Annotated in this window: 22 protein-coding genes; 8 read left to right on the top strand and 14 right to left on the bottom strand. The window is 49.7% G+C overall.

The window, feature by feature from the left end:
* Positions 1-419: 419 nt before the first annotated feature.
* From NSQ73_RS18770 to NSQ73_RS18795, 6 genes are all read right to left on the bottom strand, one after another.
* Complete coding sequence (locus tag NSQ73_RS18770) at positions 420-878, bottom strand: contact-dependent growth inhibition system immunity protein (protein WP_340987637.1); 459 nt, start codon at positions 876-878, stop codon at positions 420-422.
* A 161-nt stretch (positions 879-1,039) separates the two neighbouring features.
* Positions 1,040-1,372 carry a hypothetical protein gene (locus NSQ73_RS18775; RefSeq protein WP_340987638.1) on the bottom strand — a complete coding sequence of 111 codons (333 nt, stop codon included), beginning with the start codon at positions 1,370-1,372 and terminating at the stop codon, positions 1,040-1,042.
* Positions 1,365-1,775, bottom strand: coding sequence for a DUF4279 domain-containing protein (locus NSQ73_RS18780; RefSeq protein ID WP_340989320.1), 411 nt, complete (start codon positions 1,773-1,775; stop codon positions 1,365-1,367). Before NSQ73_RS18780 ends, NSQ73_RS18775 begins: the two co-directional genes overlap by 8 nt.
* A gap of 196 nt (positions 1,776-1,971) precedes the next feature.
* A complete protein-coding gene (locus tag NSQ73_RS18785; protein WP_340987639.1) occupies positions 1,972-2,349 on the bottom strand; it encodes a hypothetical protein in 378 nt (125 codons plus the stop codon).
* 61 nt (positions 2,350-2,410) lie between these two features.
* Positions 2,411-2,662, bottom strand: coding sequence for a CPCC family cysteine-rich protein (locus NSQ73_RS18790; RefSeq protein ID WP_340987640.1), 252 nt, complete (start codon positions 2,660-2,662; stop codon positions 2,411-2,413).
* Positions 2,663-2,906: 244 nt separating this feature from the next.
* On the bottom strand, positions 2,907-3,491 hold the full coding sequence (locus tag NSQ73_RS18795) for a hypothetical protein (RefSeq protein ID WP_340987641.1): 585 nt from the start codon (positions 3,489-3,491) through the stop codon (positions 2,907-2,909).
* Between the two features lie 151 nt (positions 3,492-3,642).
* Here NSQ73_RS18795 and NSQ73_RS18800 point away from each other — a divergent pair, with 151 nt between their 5' ends.
* Both NSQ73_RS18800 and NSQ73_RS18805 read left to right on the top strand, forming a co-directional pair.
* On the top strand, positions 3,643-3,834 hold the full coding sequence (locus NSQ73_RS18800) for a hypothetical protein (protein WP_340987642.1): 192 nt from the start codon (positions 3,643-3,645) through the stop codon (positions 3,832-3,834).
* A 37-nt stretch (positions 3,835-3,871) separates the two neighbouring features.
* On the top strand, positions 3,872-4,504 hold the full coding sequence (locus NSQ73_RS18805) for a serine hydrolase domain-containing protein (protein ID WP_340989323.1): 633 nt from the start codon (positions 3,872-3,874) through the stop codon (positions 4,502-4,504).
* Positions 4,505-5,183: 679 nt separating this feature from the next.
* On the opposite strand, the gene NSQ73_RS18810 is transcribed toward NSQ73_RS18805, so the two are convergent.
* Genes NSQ73_RS18810 through NSQ73_RS18820 form a run of 3 tightly spaced genes read right to left on the bottom strand, consistent with a single transcriptional unit; the run spans position 5,184 to position 7,324 of the window.
* A complete protein-coding gene (locus tag NSQ73_RS18810) occupies positions 5,184-5,837 on the bottom strand; it encodes a YcnI family copper-binding membrane protein (protein WP_340987643.1) in 654 nt (217 codons plus the stop codon).
* 49 nt (positions 5,838-5,886) lie between these two features.
* On the bottom strand, positions 5,887-6,552 hold the full coding sequence (locus NSQ73_RS18815) for a response regulator (RefSeq protein WP_039297122.1): 666 nt from the start codon (positions 6,550-6,552) through the stop codon (positions 5,887-5,889).
* Positions 6,521-7,324, bottom strand: a complete 804-nt coding sequence (locus tag NSQ73_RS18820) for a sensor histidine kinase (RefSeq protein WP_340987645.1) — start codon at positions 7,322-7,324, stop codon at positions 6,521-6,523. The genes NSQ73_RS18815 and NSQ73_RS18820 overlap by 32 nt, the downstream gene beginning before the upstream one ends.
* Before the next feature lie 308 nt (positions 7,325-7,632).
* On the opposite strand from NSQ73_RS18820, the gene NSQ73_RS18825 reads away from it, so the two are divergent.
* The 4 genes from NSQ73_RS18825 (at position 7,633) to NSQ73_RS18840 (ending at position 11,065) form a co-directional block, all read left to right on the top strand.
* On the top strand, positions 7,633-8,328 hold the full coding sequence (locus NSQ73_RS18825) for a response regulator transcription factor (RefSeq protein WP_340946503.1): 696 nt from the start codon (positions 7,633-7,635) through the stop codon (positions 8,326-8,328).
* Positions 8,321-9,418, top strand: a complete 1,098-nt coding sequence (locus tag NSQ73_RS18830) for a sensor histidine kinase (protein WP_042136201.1) — start codon at positions 8,321-8,323, stop codon at positions 9,416-9,418. Before NSQ73_RS18825 ends, NSQ73_RS18830 begins: the two co-directional genes overlap by 8 nt.
* A gap of 133 nt (positions 9,419-9,551) precedes the next feature.
* The gene (locus NSQ73_RS18835) at positions 9,552-10,409 is read left to right on the top strand and encodes a D-Ala-D-Ala carboxypeptidase VanY (RefSeq protein WP_042136200.1); all 858 of its coding nucleotides are present in this window, start codon (positions 9,552-9,554) and stop codon (positions 10,407-10,409) included.
* Positions 10,410-10,456: 47 nt separating this feature from the next.
* Positions 10,457-11,065: a VanZ family protein gene (locus NSQ73_RS18840; protein ID WP_052421819.1), complete on the top strand. Its 609-nt coding sequence runs from the start codon at positions 10,457-10,459 to the stop codon at positions 11,063-11,065.
* 39 nt (positions 11,066-11,104) lie between these two features.
* Here the strand turns inward: NSQ73_RS18840 and NSQ73_RS18845 are convergent, their stop codons facing one another.
* The 3 genes from NSQ73_RS18845 to NSQ73_RS18855 all read right to left on the bottom strand — a co-directional run bounded on the left by NSQ73_RS18845 (position 11,105) and on the right by NSQ73_RS18855 (position 17,942).
* Positions 11,105-12,127 (bottom strand): hypothetical protein, encoded by a 1,023-nt coding sequence (locus tag NSQ73_RS18845; RefSeq protein ID WP_340987646.1) that lies wholly within the window; start codon positions 12,125-12,127, stop codon positions 11,105-11,107.
* Between the two features lie 19 nt (positions 12,128-12,146).
* Positions 12,147-13,070 (bottom strand): cysteine synthase A, encoded by a 924-nt coding sequence (gene cysK / locus NSQ73_RS18850; protein WP_042136199.1) that lies wholly within the window; start codon positions 13,068-13,070, stop codon positions 12,147-12,149.
* 942 nt (positions 13,071-14,012) lie between these two features.
* Entirely contained in the window at positions 14,013-17,942 is a 3,930-nt protein-coding gene (locus tag NSQ73_RS18855; protein ID WP_340987647.1) for a galactose-binding domain-containing protein, read from the bottom strand.
* A gap of 441 nt (positions 17,943-18,383) precedes the next feature.
* On the opposite strand from NSQ73_RS18855, the gene NSQ73_RS18860 reads away from it, so the two are divergent.
* Together NSQ73_RS18860 and NSQ73_RS18865 are read left to right on the top strand one after the other, a co-directional pair.
* The gene (locus tag NSQ73_RS18860; protein WP_340987648.1) at positions 18,384-19,466 is read left to right on the top strand and encodes a nucleotidyltransferase domain-containing protein; all 1,083 of its coding nucleotides are present in this window, start codon (positions 18,384-18,386) and stop codon (positions 19,464-19,466) included.
* A 46-nt stretch (positions 19,467-19,512) separates the two neighbouring features.
* On the top strand, positions 19,513-20,268 hold the full coding sequence (locus NSQ73_RS18865; protein WP_340987649.1) for a creatininase family protein: 756 nt from the start codon (positions 19,513-19,515) through the stop codon (positions 20,266-20,268).
* A 158-nt stretch (positions 20,269-20,426) separates the two neighbouring features.
* Here NSQ73_RS18865 and NSQ73_RS18870 read toward each other — a convergent pair whose 3' ends face one another.
* Both NSQ73_RS18870 and NSQ73_RS18875 read right to left on the bottom strand, forming a co-directional pair.
* On the bottom strand, positions 20,427-22,133 hold the full coding sequence (locus NSQ73_RS18870; RefSeq protein WP_340987650.1) for a methyl-accepting chemotaxis protein: 1,707 nt from the start codon (positions 22,131-22,133) through the stop codon (positions 20,427-20,429).
* Positions 22,134-22,660: 527 nt separating this feature from the next.
* Positions 22,661-23,359 carry a Crp/Fnr family transcriptional regulator gene (locus NSQ73_RS18875; RefSeq protein ID WP_171719768.1) on the bottom strand — a complete coding sequence of 233 codons (699 nt, stop codon included), beginning with the start codon at positions 23,357-23,359 and terminating at the stop codon, positions 22,661-22,663.
* Between the last annotated feature and the right edge of the window lie 16 nt (positions 23,360-23,375).

A 23,375-nucleotide genomic window follows, 5' to 3' on the forward strand; every position in this document is an offset into this window, starting at 1 on the left:
TTCATTACTCCTCCGATAGTTGTCCATAAGTTCTGTACCTATTTCTGCACGAGTCTCTCCACTGATTAAATTGCCTGAACATTATAGTAATCAACCCTTAGCATCACCGTTCCGTTCTGCACCGTACTTAAGTTTATTCGTCCAATCAACTCATTCGATGTATCTTCAGCTACCTGTATATCTAGATACAATCCCCCTACACCATTAGTCATTTTCTTTTGAGACTGTTTACCACTTTCTACTGTAATCGTTTCCATTTCGCTTTTGGTTGTTCATAACCCAGTCCAGTATAGGTGTTCCAATAAGTCGCAGTCCCATTGTTCTTATCAGACATTTCAAAAATCGTTCAAAGAACAAGGGAATGTCTGTTTCTGTGAGCATAGTAACGTGAATAGTTTTTGAAATTAGTATCTAGATTTTTAAAGTGCTTTCTTTATTCTTAATAATAATTGATAGTATTCTTCTCTTTCTTGATCGGAATATATCTCTTTATCTTCTGGAAAGTTCAATTTATTAGTCTTTATTAAATACAAGAAATCCTCAATAAAAGAACTAACCATACTTTTAACAATAAAATTTTTATCCCATTCTTCCTCGTTAACTTGGGCAATTGCTTCCATAATTTCTCCATCTCCCAAATAACCAGCAAGAGGGTTTATTCTTAACCTATTTAATGCTTCTGGAATAACGTATTCAAGATGCATTGTTTGTCTTATTAATTTTGCTACGTCTCCATGATTTAAGTCCTTTAGCATTATCTTCCGAGTACTATTATACCAAACAGAAAGTGGTACATCTTCATCAACCTCAAAAACCTTAGTATGGCCTTCTAATTTTGATATATCATCAATCGTTAATTCACCTAAGTTTCCATTCATAATATCACTCTCCTATAGATTAACCGAATCTCTTATTTTCTTTACTTCAATTAAGAATTTGGTTGTGTCAGAAGTTTGTGTAAGAGAGTAGAGGTACCTCCTAGGGTTACGGGTTGGGGTGTTAAAAAGAAACCACAAGCAGGAATAACCTGAGTGTTTCATTATTGAAAATATTCTATAAGCTTATCACCATCAACAGTCTTAATAGACTCAAAATACTTCTGCTCATATAACTTCTTCACAACAAAATCTATGGCTTCTTTAGTTACTTCCTTTACTATAATCAAGTTAGGTTCGACTAAGTAATACCCGGAACTCTCTGACTCCAATTCAAAATCCTGTTTAAGACGCACGATATCATAAACCTTTATATTAAATAAATCGTTCGATATCTTAACATAAACATCATTTCGATAACCTTTGTTATAAGCCTCAAATTCTGCAAGTTCCGTATCCTCCAAATAAAACACCCTAATACTATTTGTACTAGTCATCCTCTTCAACCCCACCAAAGGAAAGAATATGTATATTAACTCCTAATCCTAAAATCGATATTTCCTTTATCATTTCAGTCGTAAGCTGCAAGCCCATTTGGCCATAATCCGATCTCAAGTAACAATCAATTCCAACATCTTTATAAAGACCTGTTAACTCATTAATTTCTTTAAAGTTAGGAGTTAAATCATTCAGTAAAAGCTGTAGTGCTTCGTCCGGTTCAAATTCTTCAGATATTATTACATCATATCGCCAAATATCAAAGGGAGCCTGAGTCACTGCTCCTTTTCTGATATCCTGTCCCTTTTTCAGGATTGAGGTTGGTCTAATTGCTAACCTTCTAGTAATGTAATCAAAATCTAAAGCTTCATTACGTATTATGAAAGAACAACTACCGTTCATCTTCAAAATAAGGAACTCCTTTTAAAATCCGATAATTTCTCATAATCTCTATAGAGATCATTTTATTGGTTCTTAAAGACCCATTGATTCCGGATAAACTGTACTAAAAACTTACTCTAACAAATTGTCCATATCATCACTACTACCCTGAAAAATGTTTTCTAAAAAATAAACAGACAATTCATTTCACCTCGCCTTATTCAGCATTTAAAATCTCATCATTTATTCCCTTAATTTCTGCTAACATCTTATTCATTCTATCCATGTCAAAAGCACCTGTTCTTTTACCTGATAGAAAATAAAGTTTCATCCAATAAGCATCATCCTCTGCAAAGGCCTCAATAGCTTGCCGGATATTATCTTCCGTTAGGCTTCTTACAATAATATCTGGGGGAGACGGTGGCATATAATCAAGCCCTTCCTTGTCCATATACCAATAATAATTTCGGGGTGTAGCCACAACCATCGTGTATGTAACGCCATCCTCTAGCTCTACGAAGACATCAATATTGTCGTTTTCTATGTTTTCTATACTTGAAAGATAAGTTGGAAATGTGATATTAACTATTTTCACAATGAACCTCCTACTTAAATATTCAGCAGATGCTTGCATTATCTTTCATTCGATAAGCTCTTTAACTAATATTATTTTCAATTAATAAGGGCTTCCTAACCATATTTTCAAACCCTTCTTTACATGCACCAATCTGTGTATAGTTCTCCCTTGCTTGATTTAATGAAACATGGTTCGCGCCTATTTTACGATCGGGATAATTGTGAGCAACAAAATCATACTGCCAAAAACACACATCACAAATATTAACAATTACCTCGTCATCACTTTCGACTGTGAAATAACCACAACAAGGACATTTTAGTCTTTTCATTAGACTTTTCTCCTCATTTTTACAGCATCAAGCATAATAATCTTATGTATGTAATGGAATGAATTTATGTCTTCGCAGGTAAATTCGTCATTATAAGAATAACCGAACTCAAAGTATAAGAACTCATCTTTTAAAGGGAATTTAAATAGAATATCTATTAATATCATTTTCCTGAAAAATATTGTTCATAAAGTATACTGACATTTGATTTCTCCCCGCCATATAACTTCTTCATCACTTGTGGTCATGCTAGAATAATTCTATCCCAAATACCAGCAGCTACCCGCGTGTAACCCATAAGATCACGCTCACCTACACCCTCTTCGGTTCCAAGAACCCATCTCACCACATTATGACTATCAAGATGCATTTTATAAAAATCCTCATCGTAGTCCACAACCACCTCGACGCCTAATGCAGAAACAAGTAAATTATTCACCATTTCAGAAGATAACAATAGGTTCGAAATTTCATCATAGATAGGACGAGTAACATCGTTAAGCGTATCGCTGTCTAAGTAATCTATGTATTTGGTATCTAGAGACAGTCCTGTTTCATAGGTGGTTCCGGTCTTACTTAACCTCATCACAATCTTAATGGATTGGACTTCACCAAATATTAAGATAATTCTGCCCATCTCAAGAAGCTCTAGAACTTCTGCTATCTCAACATCATGCGGGTGGTTTATTAAGTCGTTGAACTCCCAATTTCCGATAGATTCAATCTGATTAATATTAGCGTTATACCCTCTTTCTTGAACGGCTTCGAATAGCCAACTTAAATCAATTATGCTTTTGGTAAAAGTTATTACATTGAAGTTCGCAGCCATATATCTACCTCCGCAAGCGTCCACAATACATCGGGTCTTGTTAGTTATAACACTCATACCAATATCACTTACAGTATAATACATATCCAGCTATAGTAAGACTAAGCAAATTCCAAATACACTTAACTTTGTGGCTTACGGAGGCGAATCAATGAACACTGTACTATTAGACGAATTGGTAGCATTGGTGAACAAGCAGAATCTGCATGTTTTGAATGTTGTGGTCAGACAGAACGGTGAGCTGATGGCCAGGCATGATTTCGAGAAAGAACAGCCTCACTTATTATATTCTGCAAGCAAAACCTTTACTTCCATGGCTGTGGGGATTGCCGTTCAATACTAAATTTCTGAAAAGGATCACGATCCATGATTTGCTGTGTATGGGAGCCGGGCATGCGGAATGTCCGGTGAATAAAGCGGATTGGAGAAGCGGACAGAAGTGGGATATTGCTGAGCTGTTTTTTGAGGAGCCGGTTGTCTTTGAGCCTGGGACTTATTTCACCTATGATAATTCAGCCACCTATATGCTCTCCAGAATCATTAGCAGCGCTACCGGAACTAACCTGGACGACTATCTGTATGAGAAAATATTCCACCCGCTTGATATTCCCAAGCCGAAGTGGAACAGATGTCCATTGGGATTCCCCCAAGGGTTCTCGGGATTACACTTAACCGCAGAGCATTTATCCAGATTCGGACAGCTGCTCCTGAATAAAGGCGCGTGGAACGGACAACAGCTCATTCCATCCGGTTATGTGGAACAAGCAACTTCCGTCCAGATAAAGACAGATGATTTCACTCCAGACTTCGCAACCGCAGATTATCACCAGGGTTACGGATATCAGCTGTGGATGAACTCCTATCCTAACTCATACCGGCTCGACGGATTGTACGGGCAATATGTTATCGTCATTCCGGATAAGAACGCAGTAGTTACCTATGTTTCCGATGAACGGGATAATATGACTGCGATCATTGAGCTGGCCTGGGATACGTTAGTGGATAAGCTGTAAGGCTGCATGTGGAAATTCGTGGAACACACCCGGAATAGGTTTCAGTAACTTATCCGTAAAGATTATTCTCACGTGACCTGTCATTTAGCAGCCGCTTCGCTCGTAGAACCGCCGCACCCGGATAACAGATGGATTTATAACACTTATTGCTCCCGGCTCTGGAGCTTCAGCAAGAACAGTTGGATTTATGTCACTTAATTCTGCCCCTACACCGGGTAATTGCCTGATCCCGCAAAATTAAGTGTTGTTTTTCCAACTACGCCCGGTATGTTAGGGAATTTCCCGGAATTAAGTGTTGTTTTTCCAACTGTTGTTCCCAACCGGCGTGCGTGAGCATCCATAGATAAAGTTAGTTTACAAAAGCGCTGGGCACCAGTCAGCGGGAGTGCTACCGATCATCGCATAAGCACATCAGCACATCCTGACACCCCACATCCCAGCATCCCACGCATTCCCACATCCCTAGCATCCCAGCATACTACACATCCCCTCATTCCAGCATTCCCTCAAACCACAAAGAACCCCGCGCCAGAGGGTGATACTCACCTCAAGCACGGGGGTTCCTATTCGCCAGAACAGCCAATTGGGCTAGTCTAACAGATATGCTTACTATATTCCTCGTACAAATACCTGCTTCAATTCACTTGCCTGAGCTCCAGGCAGTACCCTGGTTCCAGCCCTACTCCTTCTTCCCCCGCAGCAAAGCAATCGCCGCCAGCAGGAAGGACAGCAGCGAGATGCCGAGCGCAATGTACAGCATCGGTGACACGCTGGAGCTATTACCCTCTTCCTCCATAATCGCTTCATGCTCGTCCATGGTCATGGTGCCGTTATCCGCCATGTCCATGGAGCCGTGGGAATGGGTGCCTCCGCCGGAAGCTTCGGCGATCGCCGTGATGGAATGCGGGGATTCCGAGCCTTCTTCGCCGGACCACTGGACCACGCTGCCGTCGGCATAATGCTGGTAGGCATTCCAGGCGATGTCGCCAGCGGCGGCCGGGTTCTGGACGGTGAAGTAGAAGCGCTGGAACTGTCCGGCCTGAATGCCGTCTCCGTTCGCGGTCCAGCTGACCTTGTCGCCATCCACCGTTACGTCCCAGCCGGGAGAAGCCTCATATTGCTTGAATGCAGCTCCTGCCGGGATGCGCAGATCGATCTGCACCGTAGCAATATCTTTCTCAGATGGTACTTTGAGCGTGTAAGTCTCCCAGGCACCCGCACTCGATTGTGTAGGGCTGACGGTTACATGTGCACTAGCTACGGCTGCGAATACCAATAGTGCTGCGGCCGCTGGTACGGCCAGGGCTGCTATTTTACGGAAAAGTCTGTTCAATTCGATCTCCCCTTCTCTCTTATGTAGGCTAATCATCCTTCTGCAGGCTCTATCTTTTCCCCGGAAAATCCCGCTCCCGCGAAGCCAGTCCCTGCTCCATGGCATACCGGGTGAGCTGCGTGCGGTTCTGAAGCTGGAGCTTCTGGAGAATGTTCTTGAGGTGGTTCTTGACGGTGTGCTCAGAGATCCCGAGGGTGGCCGCAATCTCCTTATTCGTTGACCCGGAAGATACACAGCCCAGTATTTCCTTCTCCCGCGCCGTTAATGCCTCCCGCTCCTCCTTGACGGAGGTCACGGCGAACTCTTTCAGAATCTGAAAAGCCAGCTCCCTGCTTAGCGGAACCTCCTCACTTACAATCGCCAGCAAATACTCAATCCAGGTCGACGGAGCCAGGTTCTTCAGGAGATACCCCTGCGCCCCCTGCTTGAGCGCTTCGAACAGATAGGAGATCTCATCCGATACGGTGACGATGACGATCTTGACATACGGGTACTCCAGCTTAATGCGCCGCGTAGTCTCCAGGCCGTCCATTCCTGGCATCTCGATGTCAATCAGAATCAGGTCCGGCATCCATTGTCCGGTCCAGACGATCGCCTCTGCCCCGCTCGCAACAGCGCCGATCACTTCGAACCGTTCATCCAGCGCCACGATTTCACTCATGGCTTCACGCGCATGCGCATGGTCATCTACGATCAGCACCCGGCAGCGTTCCATCCGGCGTCCCCCCTTTCGCAATCTCTACCACTGTTCCGGCAGAACCGGATTGTAAGTTAAGCTTCCAGCCCATGCTGCGTGCCCGTTCTCTCATAATCTGCAGACCATAGCTCCCGCTCACCGCAAAAGGATCGGCATGCACAAATCCGGCACCGTTATCGGTAACAGCCACGTTCCAATTCAGCCTATCGCCTTGTCCGGAGACGGACACCTTACCTGCGCGCGTATGCTTGCGCACGTTAATAATGGCTTCGCGGATGCAGGACAACAGCTCAGCCTGTTCGGCTGACGTTAGCGCCTGCTCGTCCAGATGCCAGTCCAGCGACACCTCAATCATCACTTCCCCGGCTATTCCGGCAAGCTGCTCTTGAATGGACCTCTCCAGGGAGAAGCTTTCTTTGCCGCTGACCGGCACCTTCAGATTGGCAATGGCCTGACGCACATAACGGTTGACTTCGTGAACTGTTTTCTTGATCTGGTCTACGCTCTCTGCACTGATCTCACCGTCTTTGCGGTTCTGTTCCAGGCGGTCAATCCGCACGGAGAGCAGAAACAGCGACTGTGCCATCCCGTCATGCAGCTCCTTGGCCAGCAGCTCACGCGCTTCCATCGCCGTAGTTGCCGCCCGCTCCCGTTCCAGCTCCCGCTGGCTCCGTTCAAGCATCCGGAAGAGCGGCAGCAGCAGAATAATACTGAACAGAAAGACAAGCACCGGAGTTAAGTAGTTTCCCATGTCCATGGAGATGTACTGCATCAGGAACTGATGCCGCACAAACTCCCAGATGCCGACCATAAGCGTTGGGATGAGCAGGATGAGCACTTTAATTCGGGTATACGTCGCTGTCGCCTCCCTAATACTGAAAATAACTTTATCATTACCGCGACTTCCCCGGCATGACTCTTTCGGGCTATGCCCGGCAATAAATGTTACAAATATAAGTATTTTAAAAATAATCTTATCTCGTCCGGACTCCATACTTACAATAATAGCAGGTCGCGAAACCATATCCGATAGGGTACACTAGGAACAAAGCACAATCAAGTATTCTTTCATGCTGACTATACAGGAGAGACATTGAAATGAAACGTATTACGATTCTTATCGCCGATGACGATGCGGAAATTGCTGAGCTGATCGGACTGCATCTGGAAAAAGAGGGCTATCACCCCATCAAGGTTACAAGCGGCACAGCGGCTGTGCAGGCGGTCCAATCTCAGCATATTGATCTGGCCGTATTGGATATTATGATGCCCGGCATGGACGGGTATGAGGTGACCCGGCAAATCCGGGAGAAGCACGGGCTGCCGATTATTTTTTTGAGCGCGAAGACTTCGGATCTGGATAAAATCACCGGGCTTGTAATCGGCGCCGACGATTATATGACCAAGCCGTTCAACCCTATGGAGCTGGTCGCCAGAGTGAATGCGCAGCTTCGCCGGTCCACACAGCTGAATCAGCCGGTTACGGAGCACAAGGCAGTGCTGGAAACGGGAGGTCTGATCATCGATCCGGACCGCCGGTCGGTCACGCTGTATGGACAATCGGTTGAGCTGACGCCGAAGGAGTTCGATATCCTCTATCTGCTGGCCAGCTACCCCAAGAAGGTGTTCAGTGCAGAGCATCTCTTCCGGCAGGTCTGGGGCGAAGCTTATTATGAAGGCGGAAACACTGTCATGGTTCATATCCGCACCCTGCGGAAGAAGCTTGGCGAAGAACAGACCAAAAATATGTGGATCAAAACGATCTGGGGGGTAGGGTACACATTCAATGGCTAATCTGTTCCGCAGCTTCCGCTTCAAAATGATCTCCCTGCTCGTTCTGAGCATGATCTGCTCCGGCGCCATTACTTTTGCCCTCTATAAAGGTCTGCAGATGTACTATACCTCACAGGTTAAGCTGGAGGACCCGCTGGCCCGCTTCCGCTGGATGATCGCCAATTTCGGCGACCTCAATTTCTTCCTGATCTTTTTCATCCCGCTGGCTCTGCTGTTCTTCTTCCTGTTCACCAAGCCGTATGCCCGTTATTTCAAAGAGATCTCCCACCATATCCGCCTTCTGGCGAACGGGGATTTCAAAAGCCGCATCAGCATCACTTCCAGCGATGAATTCGAGGATATTGCCGCCGATTTGAATCTGGCCAAGGATAAGCTGCAGCAGGCGGTAGAACGCGGGGATTTCGCCGAGAACAGCAAGGACAAGCTAGTGCTCAATCTGGCCCATGATCTGCGGACACCGCTGACCTCCGTGCTGGGTTATCTGGATCTGGTGCTGAAGGACGGGCAGTTAAGCGCCGATCAGGTTAAGCATTACACAACGATTGCCTACACCAAATCGCAGCGGCTTGAGAAGCTGATTGATGAGCTGTTTGAGATTACCCGGATGAATTACGGCATGCTGACCGTCCAGAAGCTTCCGCTTGATCTAAGCGAGCTGCTCGTCCAGCTGAACGAAGAGCTATATCCTGTGCTGGAGAACAACGGGCTGACTGCCCGCCTTGCGCTGGCTCCGCAGATGAGAATATCCGGGGACGGCGAGCTGCTGGCCCGGGTGTTCGAGAACCTGCTGACCAATGCCGTGCGTTATGGCAAAGACGGCCAGTATGTCGATATCCGCTGCAACCCGGAGGGGGAGAATGCGCTTGTCCAGGTGATCAACTATGGGGATAGCATCCCCGAAGATGAGCTGCCTTTTCTCTTCGATATGTTCTATACCGGCGACCGGGCACGGACACATCAGGAAGGCAGTACCGGACTGGGCCTGTTCATTGCCAAAAATATCGTCGAGCAGCACCACGGCACGATCTCTGTCCAGAGTGACACGATCCGCACTCTCTTTGAGGTGCGGCTGCCGGGTCTGCTCAAGTAGAGATTAAATTCTATTATTTTACGCAGAAATGCCTTTGCGCTTTTATATTTAAGAAAAACTTTATCTTTACCCCACTTCTTTTTAAATTCACTCCCCTATTCTTATGGACATAGAGTCCAAGGAGGAAGATGAAATGAAGAAGTGGGTTTTTTGGGTTGTTCTTGCCGGTCTGCTTGGGTATGAAGGGCTGTACCAAGGCAGAGAAGCTGTTGTCCCCGGACAGGACATCCCAATCGTTCAAGTCCTTACGGACCACGGCTCCAAGAATCTGACGGTTATCCCTAAAAGCAGGGTTCATCAGGGCAATCTGCTGCTCGTCAACAAAGAATACCCTGTACATAAAGCGGGAGTCAGTAAAGATATTGTGAATCTGTCTGAGCATCAGGAGCTGACCGAGGGCTATGGTCTGTTGGACAACAAGACGATGCTCTCCGAGCAGGTAGCGGAGCAATTCTCGATTATGATAGGAGCTGCTGCCGGGCAGGGTGTCCAGAATTTCCTGATCAGCAGCGGATACCGGAACAACTCAGAGCAGAAGCAGCTCTATGAGGAGAAGGGAGCCGAATATGCCCTTCCACCCGGCCATAGCGAGCATAATCTGGGCTTGTCACTTGATATCGGCTCCTCGCAGATGGCGATGAGCCAGGCTCCGGAAGGGCAATGGCTTCGTGACAACGCCTGGGATTACGGATTTATCCTGCGCTATCCTGAAGATAAGACGGATATTACCGGCATCCAGTATGAGCCTTGGCATTTCCGCTATGTCGGCCTGCCGCACAGCATCATTATGAGGGATAAGCATTTCACCCTGGAAGAATACCTGGATTATCTGAAGCAGCAGGAGACGATTACCGCTACCGTTAACGATACAGAATATCAGATTTCCTATATAGCGGTCTCTGGAAATACTCCGGTTCCTACCCCTGAAGGCCGGCATGTGGAGTTCTCAGGCAATAATATCGACGGCGTTATTATGACGGTATATCCATAACAGCCAGGCCATATAACAATATAACCTAGAGAAGGCGGTGATGCGGAATGAATCCGGCATACAAACTGAGAATATACGGGTTGCAGGCACTTTTCGCCGTATACATCTATGTACTATTCAAAATCATCTTATTCAAGTTTGGTTCGATTAACTTCAGCTTTCTCTGGCAGCAGCTGCAGAAGAGCCCGGATAACATTGCCGGCAGCCTGCATACAGGAAACTTCGTTCCGCTGGCCACCCTGTCCAATACGTATCATCATCTGACAGCTACTACCCTGGTTAATTTCGCGGGAAATATCGCCTTGTTTATCCCTTATGGCGTATTCCTTGTGCTACTGTCCCCGAACGGGAAAGGCGGCGGCTCTTTCACTGGTGTCCTGCTGCGTTCTTTGGCGTTAAGTGCAGTGCTTGAATGTTCGCAGGCGGTATTCTACATCGGAACCTTTGATGTGGACGATCTCATTCTGAATACCTTCGGCGGGCTGCTGGGGTATATCCTGTTCCGGCCTGTGATCAAGGCATTTAATCCAAGCGGAAAAAGCGGTGCCGCCAATAAGGACGACCCCGCACCAGCGGATAATAGAAGGATCATCTATGATACGAAGTCTAATCCTCCTGTTATAACCGGCAAAGGCTCCTCTGTCACCAAAAGGTGACGGGGAGCCTTTGTCATCGCTAAGGATTTATATCCCGCCTTATATCGGAGAAGTGTACCGGCCGTACTGGATCTCCAGTTCTTTGAGGGCATTGCTTTGCTGCAGCAGGAAAAAGGAGTTCACGCCCTCCGCTCCCCACCAGTTCAGGCCAAGCAGTAATCCGTCTGCCGACTGTGCAGCAAACAATAACGAGAACATCTCCGGCCGCATCTCCCCGCCGTCATCGACACGCCAGACCGAATATTCATCGTTCTCAATAACCGCAGGATAATCCATGAAGCTGAGCTTACCGTCTTCATTCAGGACAAGACTGAACAGCATATCCTTATCCTCCCTTATGAACTGGACCAGATACAGCTCCCTATTCAGGGCCAGATCAGCCAGCTTCCAGGCGGACTGAATCTCCCGGTGCTTAACGGCAGCAATGCTCTTGCGCACGGGATCTCCGGCGGCAAGCTGCGGAGCAGCCGGGTCAGCCGGTTGAAGCTCCAGCAAGGCAGCCGGCGGGAAGAGGGCGGAATCAGCCAGATAATAGGTTTCATCCGGTTTCGCTGCGCCACTCTCTACCGTGTAGACAAATCCGGCCAGATTAGCGAAATTATTCGCCAGCTCCCGTCCATTGCTGTTCTCACTCCCCGCTTGCCGCTTCCCGAACTTCACGGCCAGTACCTGGCCTCCGTTGCCGATAGCGGTATTCAGGGATTCCATCTGCTCCCCGCTTCCCTCTTCCTGCGAGGTCACAAGAATATGACTCCCGGTCTCGTCGGCGAAGCCGAAGACAGGCTGCAGCTTGGCGGGATCGAGGAATGCCGCCAGGGCAGGCGACTCGGTACCCTCGGCGGCTGCTGTAGGGTCCGCCGTTTGCGGGACAGCGGTCTGCTGCGGGACAGGCGACGGACTCTGCGCCACAGGTGATGGCATGGCCGGAGATTCTGCACCGCCTGCATTGTCATTACCGTCTGTCCTTGAACACCCGGACAAGGCGAAGACTACTGCTGCCGTAAGAATAATCAATCCGGCTGCTTTCAACCGGTGCCGGGAACTTCTCTTCACGCGATTCATAGGGTCCCCTCCAGTGGAGTTATTCGAATATACCCATACTAAGATAGCGTTCACCAGTATCGGGAGCAATGCACAGCACCCGCTTGCCGCGGCCAAGGCGCCGGGCTTCCTGCAAGGCTGTCCATACTGCGGCTCCGCCGGAAGGACCAATCAGGATCCCTTCGGTACTGGCCAACCTCCTTACCATATCCAGTGCATCTTCATCGGATACCTGCACAATCTCATTATAGATGCCGGTATTTAGAATCGCCGGCACGAATCCGGGGCTGGTGCCCACCAGCTTATGCGGTCCGGGTTTGCCGCCGGAGAGCACCGGTGACCCTTGCGGCTCCACGACAACCACACGGAGCTCCGGCAGCTGCTCACGCAGCGCTTCTCCTGTGCCGGTAATCGTGCCGCCTGTTCCGGACGTAGCTACGAATACGTCCAGCCGGCCTTCCATCTGCTCCAGAATTTCCGGAGCGGTGGTAATGCGGTGAATGTCCGGATTCGCCTGATTCTCGAACTGCTGCGGAATGAAGCTCCCGGCAATCTCTTTGCCCAGCTCTACTGCCTTGGCAATAGCGCCAGGCATCCGCTCTGCCGCCGGTGTCAGCACAACCTCCGCTCCGTAGGCCTTCAGGATATTGATCCGTTCCTTCGTCATATTATCCGGCATGATCAGGATTGCCTTATACCCTTTCGCCGCCGCATTCATCGCCAGGCCGATGCCGGTATTGCCGCTCGTCGGCTCGATGATCGTCCCGCCGGGCTGCAGGCGCCCGTCCAGCTCCGCCTGCAGGATCAGATTATATGCAGCCCGGTCCTTAACGCTGCCGCTGGGATTGAACATTTCCAGCTTCACGTACAGCTCCGCATCCTCCGGCCCGGTAATGCGGTTCAAGCGTACAACCGGCGTACCGCCGATCAGCTCTGTAATATTATTGACTACCAGCTTAGTCATATATATACCTCCCCTATTCCTGTCTTAATCTTCATGCACGATGTAACATCCATTGTATCGCTACCGGGTGGCACTTGTCGATTTGGCGGCTTCAGAGGGGCTACTCTTAAGCCAGAAACCCTGCTAATATCCACGGACAGAATACTGAACCGCCTATGCCCGCTTGAATAGTGGAGTCAGAGGGCTTGTATAAGTGTACTTAGTGCTGAACGGCGATCTGTGGGGGGATGTGTAGTACGTGGCGGCAGGGGGATGCGGGGGGGGGTGGCGGCGGGGGGGGGGTGGCGGTGGGGGGATTGCGGAAGGTGTGGCGACGGGGGTGCATGGCGGTCGGGGTGGATTGCGGAAGGTGTGGCGGCGGGGGTGCGTGGCGGCGGGGGTGGATTGCGGAATGTGTGGCGGCGGGGGCTGCAAGGGCTGCGAGAATAGTAAGGATTAGCGCGGACACAGGACTAACTAGCAGGGATAACACCGGTAATGTGGGACACAACCGGAATTGTTGTACTTTATGCAGGATTTTCAGCAGATGAGCGAGCCAAATTACGGATTGTTGTACAAAATACAATAATTTCCCTGTGATAAGCAATATAACCCCTTAATTGTTGTATATCATACAATATTTCCGGCTTTTAGGCGGGACAGAGCCTGAAATGTTGTAAAATATGCAGGATTTCCGCAGTTAGGCGAGCTTGAGCCTGAAATGTTGTATAACCTGCAGGATTTCCGCAGTTAGGTGGCTGTTTGTACAAACAGTCTTAGACCCGGTTCCAAGATGAACAGGTTATGCTGTCCACAGGAGGACAGTTATCCGTTTCAACGGGAAAAACCGCCCCCCGGACACACGGGAGGCGGTTTTTTGCAGCACGCTGAATATCATGCAACTTAGCATAATGCAGCTGAGCAATATTCAGCCATACAATAATCAGCTATACAATTTCAGCCCTACGGATTCACCGTAATCGTAAACGTTGACGTGGTATTTTTAATAGGCGTTACAGTGTTCAGGATCTTCAAGTTGTTGAAGACAACGTTGCCTACCGCCGGGCCTTGGCCGGCTTCTGCCGATTCGTTGGCCCAGATGCCGACTCCGGATTTGGCGTCGAAGGCATCGCCGCTCTTCTGCGCGCCGGAAATCGTAACATTTGTAAAAATCGTGTCCGCTACAGGGAATTGCGGTGAATTGCCGACATAGTTGGTCTGGAACATAATCCCGTGATAGGTCGGATCAATGATATCCACATCGCTGACGCGGATGCCCTGGAACACCTTGGAGGCGGAGAATACCCAGATGGCCGGGAAGGTCTGTGAACCCCAGAAATGTCCGCCGGCTCGGACGACCGAAATATTCTGGAAATTCGTCGTTGGCGATGCGCCGAAGCCGTTCATCGCATAGCCGAAGTCCAGTGAGCTGATCGTAATCCCCGAATAGCAGAGTGTATCCGCAATATAGATGTTGCGGAAGGTGTTGGCATAACCGCCGTAGACGGCTACACCGGCTGCACGCCAGGTCAGGATTGAGGTCAGGTTCTCGTATACATTGTCCTTCATGTCCGAGCCGCCGGAATCGATTGCCGAGAACAGCGCGAAGCTGTCATCTCCGGTCGCCCGGGCTTCATTGTTGGACACGAGGTTGTTCGTGCTGCCGTTGGTCATATTAATGCCGTCGGCGAAGGTGTTGCGGATACGGGAGTTTCGGATCACCATGTAGTCGGTATTCGCACCCCAGTACATACATACCTGATGTTCGGTCCAGATGTTGTCGATCGTAATGTTCGCTACATTGGAGAAGTCGAACACTTTGCCGGGACCGTCAATCCGTGAGGTATAGTTGCCGAAATAGGCAAACCCTGAGAAGGTTGATCCATTCGCTGAATCGGTAGCCCTGAAGCCAACATCCGTATTGGACTGGTTAACCGGCGCATAGAACCGCGTATACCAGGGTCCGGCTCCGACAATTTTAATCGCTTTGCCGTAGACCTGGAACTTGTTCGAGGTTTCATACGATCCGGCTGGAAGATATACACCGGTAAGGTTGCCGGTTGTATCCATACGGACCTTATCAATCGCATTCTGCACGTCCTGGTGCGTGAAGCCGAGCGGAACCGTATATTTGGCCGGGTCCGGATTAGCGATCGGCGCTACCTGCTCCATGCTGACGAAGTCAATCGCATACTGTGAAGTGTTGGCTGCGTCCTTCTGAAGTCTGATTGTGCTGCCCGCCGGAATGGTGCTGTCGAACATAATATTCGCTTCATCATAGATGTGGCGCGGCGAACCGGCGCTTGGGGAATTGCCCGGGCTGATCTCTGAGCCATACAGCCAGGCGTATTTGGAGTTCAGCGTGATGGCTTTGTTGAATACGCCGTTCACATAGATATTAAGTGTAGCGGTTGTTCCGTCACCGCTTGCCGAGTCCGGAATTGAGAACCGGGTAACGAGCGTGTTGGTGCTGGCTTTGGTAGTGAATTCAACATAGCTGCCCGTTGTGTTCAGTGTAACTGCTCTTCTGCCCGAGGCTTCACCTGCAAGATCGCCGATATTGCGGTTCGGATTCAGCTTGACTGCTCCGCCCCCGACAACCCCGTCCTCCGCTTCATACATATCGTAAGGCATATTGGCCCCGCGTCCAATGTACAGCGACTGATTCTGGATGTTGTTGGCCCGTTTCACTGCCAGTTCATTAGCGTCTGCGGCAATTTCTGTTTTTACATTATATTTACCGTTCACTGCGGTCCAGGTTCCAAGAGTAACCGGAGCTGTAGTGCTGCCGCTGGCAATGACACCGTTATAAGTACCGGTCAGCGTTTTGATTACCGCACCGGTGGTCGCATCAGTCAAAGTCAATGTGATGTTATGTGCACCACTTGCCGAGGCTGCCGTTCCCTGATTCTTAATAGCGACTGAGAAGCTCACGGTATTCCCGCCAGCCGGATTCCCCGGCGACCAGCTGACCGGAGAAGCAGTCAGATCCGAGCTGGATACCGGATTTACGGTAAGCGATGCGGGATTCGAATAGCTGTTATTCCCTTCATTCAGCTCAATGACGGTGTTGCTCTCGTCGACCTTTGCACTTAAGGCATAGGTTGCGGCATCTTTGGCGCCGATGTTCAGCGACACTGTCGCCGAAGCTCCTGCGGCCAGAGCCCCGACTGGTGCTGCCCCGGCAAGCGTGGTACCCAGATAGAAGCTGACGTTTGTTGCTGCCGCTGAAGCAGACCCGGTATTCTTGACGGTAGCATTCAGCGTGATGACATCGGTCTCTACCGGAGCGGAAGGGCTCCAGGACATTGCCGTTACCGTCAGATCCGGATTCGCAGCCGGTGTGCCGATGATCTGAAATTCAGCTACCTGTCCGGCGCTTGAACCGGAGTTCGTGGTGAATTTCAACTGCAGCTCGCTGGCCGTTGCTGTGACTGGAATGGTCACGGAGTTGCCGCTGGCCGGGTTAAAGGTATACACCGTGGCTGGCACCAGACTCGTGAAGGTTCCTGTAGACTGATTATGACCCAGTACCTGAATGGTTTGGGTACGGGTAGACCAGGCCGCAGACGGATTGAGCTTCACAACTACCGAGGTCACATTGGCGTTCGCGCCAAGGTTCACAGTCAGTGTGTTCGGGTAGCTTCCGCCCGCTCCTTCCCAGTACGTAGTCACATCTCCGTCATTGGCATTGGCGGGGACAAACGTAAAGACTGAAGATGAGGCATTAACCGCTTTGCCGATTGCCAGGTTCGAGCCAGGACCCGCGCTTGGGGAGGCCGTCGGCGAGGCAGTTGGCGAAGGTGATGGTGTGACAGTTGGGGTTGGAGCAGGCGTTGGGGTTGGTGTGGCCGTCGGGGCTACAGTAGGAGAAGCCGTTGGTGCTACTGTTGCCGTTGGCACTGGTGTGGCTGTCGGCGCTACCGTTGGTGCCACCGTCGGAACGGGGGTTGCTGTAGCCGTCGGTGCCGTTGAGACGGTCAGGACCAGCTGATCCAGATTCACGTTTCCGGAGTCGGACGCATCGTATTTGTAGGCAATCGTGTTATTTCCGGCATTTAACGCCAGGATTTCTGCATGTGTGGACCAGGTATCCCAGTTGGCCAGGTTAGCAAGTGAGGTCTGCTTGATCTTGGTACCGTTCACGTAGACACTCAGCGTCCTGATGCTGCCGGAGGCATTGGCATACCGCAGCGCTGCGCTGTAATTGCCAGCAGATGCAGCCGAAACGGTGAACGTTGTCGCTGCTCCTTGGGCAAGATAACCATCAACAAACGCCGACCCGGTATAGCCGGTGTGATCTGTGTTGGTTTTGGCCCCGCCGGACAAGGCGGCAGCTTCCGCTTCATAAGTTCCCGGTGCAGAAACCGCAGTTCCGAACACCTCGAGTTCGGATAACTGCGCAGCAGGCCAGCCGGTGTTGGCCGTGAAGGTTATTTTAATATAACGGGCTGTTGCAGCAGTGAAATTAACAGTGACTGTGTTAGAGCCGCTGGAAGGATTGAAGCTGTAGGCAGCTGATGCAGCCAGGTTGCTGTAAGAAGCATCATCCGTACTGCCTTGAACGGACAATGTCTGTGTTCTTGCTTCCCAGGCTGACGGCAGCTTGAGTACAACCTGATTGACACTGCTGCTGGAGCCTAGATCGACCTTGATCCATTGCGGAAAAGCATTGCTGGCACTCTCCCAATACGTCCCCTGGTTGCTGTCATTGGCGTTCGCTGCCACATACACATCACCGACCGAGCTAGCGGTAATCGTCTTGCCTTGAGCCAGATTGCCTGCCGCTGCCCCCACTGCCGGGAATAACGCCAACTGGCCCACACATAGCGCAAGAATCAGACTGTACAGCAGGAATGTCCTTTTCACAGAAGCCTTGTGTCTGGTAATCATCTGCCAACCACCTCCTATAATTTTATGATGCAGCCTTAAAGTATGCGCTTTCAAAAATGCCCCTTCCCCTTATCCTTATACTCCTCGCCTCCTTAATTCCCCCTGCCTTCCTGCAGTCCTGAAGATTATGTTGCAATCAGCCAGATCAGCACTCTCCGCCAGCGCAAGTGAAACGGACCGGACCCGGAGTGAGCCTATGAACTAACTAATTATGGTAATAATATAAGATATCACTAGGTTGAGGTCGATGGCTTATTCTATGATTAGTGTGTGCATAAATACGGATTTCATATTTTTATGCAGCACGCTAAGTGATGTTGACTGGAGCCCTTCCTCTGAACAACACCGGGAGAGATTAAACCTAATTAAAGTCGGCATACCCCCGCAGGCAAGATGCCTATACAATGGATACACAAGGAACGGGCCAAGGGGGAACTACACATGAATAAAGCTGACCAACAGGAACTATTCCTTAAAAACGAGAAACTCATTAACATGGTTATTGAGCGGGCCAAGCGGGATTATCCGGAGGAGATTGCAATGATCGGGCTTACGGGCTCTTTTCGTACCGGAGATTTCCATGACAAAAGCGATCTGGATCTAATTATCATCAATAACAACCATCAGGGCTGGGGCATCTCTTCCTGCTTCATACTGGGGGATGTCGGATACGATATCTATTGCACTCCATGGGAGACCCGGATTGAAGAGCAGGCTGCGCTTGAGAGTCCGATGACCTCCAGTCTGATAGATTTGCAGGTGCTCTATTGTGCCAAACCGGAATATCTGGAGAAATTCAATGCGTACAGACAGAGGGCGCTGGACACTTTAGCTAAGCCTATCGGGAGCGAATGCATCGGCAGAGCGAAGAAGTGGATCGACAGTGCCAAGCAGGAGTATGCGAATACCATGCTTGCTGAGGATCTCGGAACCGTCAGGCTGGCTTCATGCGAGGTGGTCTACAATCTGGTCTATGCACTGACAAATTTGAATAATACGTATTTTAAAAGAGGGCTTAAGCGATATCTGGAGGAAATTGCCGCCTACCGGTATATTCCTGAGGATTTTGAAACGATATATATGGATGTGATTCATGCCAAGACTATGGATGACATACGAAGCACCACCTATACCCTTCTAAGAAGCATCCATGATCTGTACAATACCTTGTATCAAAAATATGTAATCCAGCCTGTACCGGCCTACGATAATCTGGCGGGCACCTATGAAGAGCTATGGTGTAATTACCGCCATAAGGTTATTGCAAGCAGCGAAATGAAAGACAAATCCTATGCTTTCTATACCGCAATGGGGGCACAGCAGTTCCTGGATGAAATGACAGAGTCGCGGGGAACCCGGAGGTTTGATCTGCTGCAACACTTCGATGCGGATCAGCTTGATGGATTTAAGGAGCAGTTCCTGCTGGCGATGGATGAATATCTGGAAGAATATAACCGGACTGGGCGTTCAGTCGAACGCTATGATACTTTTGAGGAGCTGTATAGTCAATATATGAAGGTTTAGGTAATTCTACGGGATAATTAATTGACCAGATGATCAGGAGGTTATTATGCTTAGTTATAAAAATACAACGACCGAAGTTGCAGCCAGCGGAATTGATACTGTTATTATCTCCGTTGGTGCAACCGAGCAATTCGGACCCTTTCTTCCAATGCATTTGGATACATTAATTGCAGAGTTGTATGCTGAATCCTATGGAAAAGCATTAAATGCCTACGTTCTGCCTACCCTCCCGTTTAACACTTCAGAAGAGCATGCCAACTGTAAGGGAACGGGAACGGTCAGCCCGAATATTTTAACTGCAATGTTAGAAGATATTATTATGAATTTAGCAAGACAGGGATTTACCAAGTTCGTAGTTTGCAATGGACATGGTGGAGCGTACTGGGAAGCGGCGTTTGTTAAGCATATCAATTACAAGTACCCCGAGCTTCTGTTGATCGCCCCAAATCACAACACTCCTCATGCCTGGACAGAAGCAGCGACGCAAGCTGGTTTGGAGGAGGTAGATGAAATGCATGCCGGGTTATTGTCGGTGTGCACCGCCATGTGGTTATGTCCTGAACGGGTTCAGACGAAGTCTATGGGCTCCAATATCCCTGCCGAGAACCGGTTGTATGCAGATTATATGGGATGGGACAAGCTTACCGAAGATGGCTGCTGGGGGAAATTTGAAGAAGGCAGCTACACCGATCAAGAATTAAGTGAGAAAGGCAGGCTGTTCTGGGAGACGTTCATTCATATACGGACTGAAGGGTTACTTCAGATTCTTGAGGAAGCCTACCTGAGAAAGATGGCGAAATAGTATATTCATCCATCGGGCATGAATGATTATGAATGCTTCTACCCGCTGAATGCAAAGACCCCCGCCGTTTCCGGCGAGGGTCTATGTTATATTCTCTGGGAGAGAATTCTCTATTATTCTGCACGATCAAGCTGAAAATAAGCTGAAGACCGGTTAATCTACACGTTGAAACGTGCCACGAGACCCTGCAAACCTTGCGCCAGCATACTCAGCGCGCTGGCAGATGAAGCAATTTGTTCTACCGAAGCCATCTGCTCCTGCGAGGCAGCGGATACCTGCTGCGTATTCGCAGCAGTGGTCTCCGAAATCTGCGTAACCGTGCGGATGGAGTCTACGATTTCCTCCGTTGCCGCCGTGATTTCTTCCACGGCTCCGGATACCTCCTGAACCTGTCCGGCCAGCAAATCAATCGAGCTGCGGATTTCATGGAAGGAATGTCCGGCCTCTTCAATGATATTAGTCCCGCTTTGCACTTCGTTCATGCTGTTCTTCATCACCTTCACTGCATGGTCGGCATCGGACTGGATTCCGGCGGCCATCTCTGCAATCAGATTGGCGGATTCAGCTGACTGTTCGGCTAGTCTGCGTACCTGATCGGCCACTACCGCAAATCCTCTGCCCTGCTCTCCGGCCCGCGCCGCTTCGATCGTCGCATTCAGCGCCAGCATATTCGTCTCCGAGGCAATCCCCTTGATCACTCCGACAATGCTGCCAATTTCCTGTGACCGCTTCACGAAGCCCATGACCTGGTGCGAGAGGGACTGAATGGATTCGTTGATGGAATCCATCTGACGGCCGGCGGATTGCAGCGATCGATCTCCTGCAACTGCATATTCGGCAGAGCGCAGCGAGGCTTCCGAAATATCCTGTACACTGGCAGCAATCTGCTGAATCCCGGCTGACATTTCAATAATCGTGTTCATGTTGGTCTGCAGATCATTCATCTGCCGGCCCGTGCCGGTGGCAACTTCGCCCATAATCCCGGCGATCTTCTCAGTCGCTTCAGCAGTCATCCCGCTATCAGCGGTCAGCTTGACCGAAGAAGCGGCGAGGCCGCTGGCAGAAGCATTCACCTGGCCGATCATCGCTGCCAGATTATCGGTCATTTTATTGAAATTCAGGGCCAGATCACCGATCTCATCCTTCGTCCGCACACTCAGCTTGCGGGTCAGATCGGCATCGCCGTCTGCAATCTCTTTGAGCTGCTTGTTCACATCACTCAGTGGCTTCAGAATCCGTGCCGACATCACGAACGCGATCAGCACAGCCAGCAGGACAGATAATCCCGTGACTCCCATACTCGTAACCATAGACGAGCTGCGGTGGGTAGCCGCCTGACTCTGCTCCTTCGCAATTTCTTCATGCAGCATATTCTCAAATACAAGCTGTGAATCGATAATGGTATCCAGAGAGAGCGTCGTAAACGACTTTTGGGCTTCCGGGAAATTCCCGTCTTTGGCTAAGGCAAAAGTTTCCTCCAGCACGGTAAGATAATTGCCCCATTCACTCTCCAGATTCGTAATTCCCGCAAGCTCAGCTTCGTTCAGGCCCGCACCCTTCAGTTCTTCAGCCGCCGCCGTAATCTGCGGGATCATCGCTTCATAAGCAGTCAGGTTGGCCGTTCTTTCCTCATCCGTATTGCTCATGACATACCTCGCCGCCAGCCCATCTGCTGTACGGATATCATCGGTTAACCCCTGCACCAGTGACAGTTTGCTGTAATTATGGTTGATCTGCTCCGTAAGCATGGTTACCTTCCCCTGAAATAATGTGCTGCCCGCGATTGCGATAATGAACACGATAATAACGGCGGCGAAGCCGGACATGATTTTGGCACGTATCCCTCTAAGTCTATTGAACATCATGAACTCCTCCACTCCATATGTAAGCTATACTGCATAACCCCTGCCCTTAGGGGCTTGTACACTATGTATCCTGCGTATATCCACCTGCATGCACGCTCCATGCGTCTGGCGCTGGCCCGTCCCTCCTCAAGCGTGTTGCTAATCTTTTCCTCATGCCTGTATCTTACGTTCCAATCCTTAAACCAATCTGAAATGGAGCTGAGCATTCGCTGAAACATGCAGGCAAGGCTGTAAGAATGATGAATTACAGTAACATACCTTCATGGCAGCACATTGTATTCGGTTTTTCGCATACATTGGCTCTCCTTTGGCCCGGCTCCGTGGGTTTCAGTGAGATTCCTGATGCAAGAACATAAACACCATATTTTCAAAAAAAACACAAAAACCGCCACCCCGGCCAAAGAAGGCAGGAAATGACGGTTTTCTGGAAGAGTACTCTATGCGTTAAACTTCTATAGCTATGTAAGTAGGCTGCTGTCATTCACCCAGGTTCACTCAGTCTCACTAGAGTTCACTTTCACTTAGGTTCATTCATACAAATTCCCGTTCGCCAGCATGGCCAGCCTCTCTTCATCCAGCACGATCAGCCGGCCGCGCCTGCGTTCAATGATCCCTTCTTCGATCAGGCGGCGCACCACCCGGTTCAGATGCCGGTAGCTTGTCCCCAGCAGATCGGCAGTCTCTGTCAGGCTGGAGGTACGGATCTCCTCCACGCGCTGAGCGCCGGTGTTGTCCGAGAAGAGTGACATCAGGTAGCTGGCGAAGCGGTTCTCCACCGGATACAGCACATTCATGGCCGAGGTCTGGCCCAGCGTATACAGCTTATGGCTCAGCTCCCCGACGAGGAAGCGCAGCAGCGCCGTATTGTCTTCGAACTCTTTTAGCAGCAGCTTTCTTCCGGCCACCAGCAGCAGGCTGTCCCCCACCGATACCACCTCATTCTTAACCGGATACTGGCGCAGCAGCTCCACATCCCCGATCACCGACATCGGCCTGGCGAACCGGACCAGCATTGATTTGCCGTTAGGCAGCAGCGTATGAATCTTCAGCTTGCCCTGCACCAGAATGAACATGCTCTCCAGCCGGTCGCCCACCGAACACACTGCGTCCCCGTCGCTGTAGCGCCGAAGCTCCATTTGGGCAATTGCGCCGCTGCTGAACATTGCCGTAAGATTATTCTGCTCCGCAAGACTGCGTACCGCCTCCGGATTTACTATCGAATTCATGCCGTTCTTCCTCTCC

Source organism: Paenibacillus sp. FSL R10-2736, from assembly GCF_038000245.1.
GTDB classification, from domain to species: Bacteria; Bacillota; Bacilli; order Paenibacillales; family Paenibacillaceae; genus Paenibacillus_AQ; species Paenibacillus_AQ phytohabitans.

Bases quoted from the DNA above. Each gene is read 5' to 3' on its own strand.
- NSQ73_RS18845 (WP_340987646.1), bottom strand. From the start codon at position 12,127: ATGAATCGCGTGAAGAGAAGTTCCCGGCACCGGTTGAAAGCAGCCGGA.
- NSQ73_RS18835 (WP_042136200.1), top strand. From the start codon at position 9,552: ATGAAGAAGTGGGTTTTTTGGGTTGTTCTTGCCGGTCTGCTTGGGTAT.
- NSQ73_RS18800 (WP_340987642.1), top strand. From the start codon at position 3,643: ATGAACACTGTACTATTAGACGAATTGGTAGCATTGGTGAACAAGCAG.
- NSQ73_RS18860 (WP_340987648.1), top strand. From the start codon at position 18,384: ATGAATAAAGCTGACCAACAGGAACTATTCCTTAAAAACGAGAAACTC.
- NSQ73_RS18825 (WP_340946503.1), top strand. From the start codon at position 7,633: ATGAAACGTATTACGATTCTTATCGCCGATGACGATGCGGAAATTGCT.
- NSQ73_RS18775 (WP_340987638.1), bottom strand. From the start codon at position 1,372: ATGACTAGTACAAATAGTATTAGGGTGTTTTATTTGGAGGATACGGAA.
- NSQ73_RS18790 (WP_340987640.1), bottom strand. From the start codon at position 2,662: ATGAAAAGACTAAAATGTCCTTGTTGTGGTTATTTCACAGTCGAAAGT.
- NSQ73_RS18795 (WP_340987641.1), bottom strand. From the start codon at position 3,491: ATGGCTGCGAACTTCAATGTAATAACTTTTACCAAAAGCATAATTGAT.
- NSQ73_RS18780 (WP_340989320.1), bottom strand. From the start codon at position 1,775: ATGAACGGTAGTTGTTCTTTCATAATACGTAATGAAGCTTTAGATTTT.
- NSQ73_RS18870 (WP_340987650.1), bottom strand. From the start codon at position 22,133: ATGATGTTCAATAGACTTAGAGGGATACGTGCCAAAATCATGTCCGGC.
- NSQ73_RS18840 (WP_052421819.1), top strand. From the start codon at position 10,457: ATGAATCCGGCATACAAACTGAGAATATACGGGTTGCAGGCACTTTTC.
- cysK (WP_042136199.1), bottom strand. From the start codon at position 13,070: ATGACTAAGCTGGTAGTCAATAATATTACAGAGCTGATCGGCGGTACG.
- NSQ73_RS18805 (WP_340989323.1), top strand. From the start codon at position 3,872: ATGGGAGCCGGGCATGCGGAATGTCCGGTGAATAAAGCGGATTGGAGA.
- NSQ73_RS18770 (WP_340987637.1), bottom strand. From the start codon at position 878: ATGAATGGAAACTTAGGTGAATTAACGATTGATGATATATCAAAATTA.
- NSQ73_RS18830 (WP_042136201.1), top strand. From the start codon at position 8,321: ATGGCTAATCTGTTCCGCAGCTTCCGCTTCAAAATGATCTCCCTGCTC.
- NSQ73_RS18815 (WP_039297122.1), bottom strand. From the start codon at position 6,552: ATGGAACGCTGCCGGGTGCTGATCGTAGATGACCATGCGCATGCGCGT.
- NSQ73_RS18875 (WP_171719768.1), bottom strand. From the start codon at position 23,359: ATGAATTCGATAGTAAATCCGGAGGCGGTACGCAGTCTTGCGGAGCAG.
- NSQ73_RS18855 (WP_340987647.1), bottom strand. From the start codon at position 17,942: ATGATTACCAGACACAAGGCTTCTGTGAAAAGGACATTCCTGCTGTAC.
- NSQ73_RS18865 (WP_340987649.1), top strand. From the start codon at position 19,513: ATGCTTAGTTATAAAAATACAACGACCGAAGTTGCAGCCAGCGGAATT.